2 protein-coding genes and 1 pseudogene are annotated in these 2,768 nt (G+C 43.9%); all 3 read right to left on the reverse strand.

All coding sequences use genetic code 11. The features are described 5' to 3' along the window. Positions 1–51 precede the first annotated feature (51 nt). Positions 52–657 (reverse strand): heme-copper oxidase subunit III, encoded by a 606-nt coding sequence (locus KB557_RS10495; protein WP_399219005.1) that lies wholly within the window; start codon positions 655–657, stop codon positions 52–54. 3 nt (positions 658–660) lie between these two features. Next, positions 661–2,352: a cbb3-type cytochrome c oxidase subunit I gene (locus KB557_RS10500; protein WP_255133987.1), complete on the reverse strand. Its 1,692-nt coding sequence runs from the start codon at positions 2,350–2,352 to the stop codon at positions 661–663. Between the two features lie 3 nt (positions 2,353–2,355). Further along, positions 2,356–2,768 (reverse strand): annotated as a pseudogene (locus tag KB557_RS10505) (cytochrome c oxidase subunit II); the annotation flags it as partial.

The raw sequence follows: 2,768 nt of genomic DNA on the forward strand, positions 1-2,768 counted from the left end.
GATAATGATCACGTCGTAATGCGAGTCGTCAATGATCATTGGGATTCCTCCTTAAGAACGTTGCCACACATAAATAAGCAGAAATAGAATAATCCAGATCACATCTACAAAGTGCCAAAACAGGGAGGTGGCCTGGATTCCCTGCTCTCCACCTTTGTAGTTATTAGGTATAAACGATTTCACCAGCATTAACAACATAAGCAACACTCCTGTGAGCACATGCAAACCATGAAAACCAGTGAGTAGATAAAAGGTGCCACCGAAAGTGCCAGAGGTAAAGCCAAATTGCAGGCCGCTCCACTCAACTGCTTGCCCCCAAAGGAAATAGCCCCCTAAAGCCATGGTTGCTAACCACCAACCTCGGAATCCCCAAATGTTTTGGCGCGCCATTTGCCGTTCAGCCAAATAAATCGTGCCAGAACTAGATACAAGCACAAAAGTATTTATTAAGGGAGTTTGCCATTCCAGGCCTTCTACCCCAATCGGCAACCAATCAAGCGCATTTAACTTTAATAATGCAAATCCAGAGAAAAAGGCAATAAAGATTACGCTTTCTGAGCAGAGAAAAATAATAAAACCGGTGAGGTTATGGCTGGCGTGCATACCGTGGCTGGCGTTCATACCATGGCTTTCATTATTAGCTGTGGTGGTTTCCATTCTTTATGCCTCTAAAGGAGATTGGGTTTCATAGGCCGCCTGGTTTTCCACAAGTGGTTTACCTGTGCCGTAGCCATAGGGTCCGCTGATAACAGTGGGCACATTTTCTTCAAAATTCTCAGCTGGAGGAGGTGAGGGAAGCAACCATTCCAAACCAATGGCATTCCATGGGTTCTGTGGAGCTTGCGGGCCTCGAACCCATGAACTAATCATATTTAAGAGAAACGGAATAATTGAAACTCCTAATAGAAAACTACCCAAACTAGCTACAACATTCCAAAAGGTAAATTCGGGATCATAGGAAGATACCCGCCTCGGCATTCCCATCAAGCCGAGGGGGTGCATTGGAAAGAAGTTAAGGTTTGTACCAATAAAGGTTAGAAAAAAGTGCAACTTCCCCAGCCCCTCATAGTACATTCTACCAGTAAACTTAGGGAACCAATGATATATAGCTGCGTAAATACCCATTACTGCAGCGCCATAAATAACGTAATGAAAATGTCCAACCACAAAGTAAGTATTATTGACATGAATATCTATCGGCACTGTGGCGAGCATAATGCCAGTAACGCCTGCAAAAACGAAATTAAAAAGTCCGCCAAGGCTAAAAAGCATCGGGGTGTTTAAACGTAATTTGCCTCCCCATATTGTTGCTAACCAGGCGAAAACCTTCACACCAGTTGGCACCGAGATAAGCATAGTTGTAACCATAAATAAATTTCTCATCCATTCCGGCACACCACTGGGAAAGAAGTGATGCACCCAGACAATTAAGCCAAGAAATACAATTGCAAATGAAGCTAGGGCAACAAACTTATAACCAAAAACAGGCTTACGTGAATGGCAGCTAAATAATTCAGAAAAAATACCAAAAACAGGCAGAATAATTACATAAACCGCCGGGTGAGAATAGAACCAGAAGAAATGTTGATAAAGAACGGGATCGCCGCCGCCCTCAGGCTGGAAAAAGCTAGTACCTACTACTAGATCAAATAACAACATAATTGCACCACCGGTTAAAGCAGGCAAGCCAATTAACTGAAGTGTTTGGGCAGCCCATACTGTCCAGATGAAAATCGGCATGCGGAAAAATGTCATACCAGGAGCACGCATCCGAATAATCGTGGTTACAAAATTAACTGCACCCATGATCGAAGAAACCCCTGAAAGAGCTACGGCAGTGAGCCACATCCCTTCACCACTCACAAAATTTCCAAGGGGATTTTGTGTGCTCACCGGCGGGTAAGACCACCAACCAGAATTAGCGGGGCCACCTGGAAGCAAAAAGCTGGAAATTAAAATCACCCCAAAAATTGGCACCAACCAGAATGCCACTGCATTCAGCTTGGGAAACGCCATATCCGGAGCGCCAATCATTGTTGGTATTAATAAATTATTAAGACCATTTAATACCGGAAAAATAAACATAAATAGCATGATCGTGCCATGCATCGTATAAAGCCCGTTATATACAGTGCGATCCACGAGATCATTCTCGGGGGTAATCAATTCGCCCCTCATAATCATGGCTAGCAAACCACCGATCAGAAGAAAAAAGATTGCAACGGTGATATATTGAATACCTATTACCTTGGCATCGGTATTAAAACTAAAAAATCGTTTCCAATTATCTGGGGCACCTGGTACAGGTGCATTTGATTTCAATACTCGAGGATCATAAGAAGCAAGTGTCATGGTTTAACCGTTGTGGGGAAGTTGATTTGAGCCGGGCACATTTACCATTGGGGCTGGAGCAGGCACAACAGTGGGCCATCCCCTTGCGCCTTCACTTTGGCGTTGTTTATATTCAAGAATTGCATCACTCAAGCCTGGTTGCAGAGGCTGAGTAGCCGCTTGTTTCAACCAATCGCTATATGCTGCTTCACTTTCCACCACAACATCAGCCTGATTTGTAGAAAACCAGGTACCGCTATACATAGAATCCCTTAAGCGGTAGCGCCCTTCGCGGGTGGGGGTGAGGTTTAGATTGATTGCCCTACCGGGGATTATGTCTTGCTTTAACCTGAAAGCAGGAACATAAAAACCATGAATCACATCTTCGCTAACCAATCTAAAAGTAACGGGTTTATCAACTGGTAAATGTAATTCTG

Source organism: Synechococcus sp. Cruz CV12-2-Slac-r (genome assembly GCF_024346075.1).
GTDB lineage: Bacteria > Cyanobacteriota > Cyanobacteriia > PCC-6307 > Cyanobiaceae > Synechococcus_D.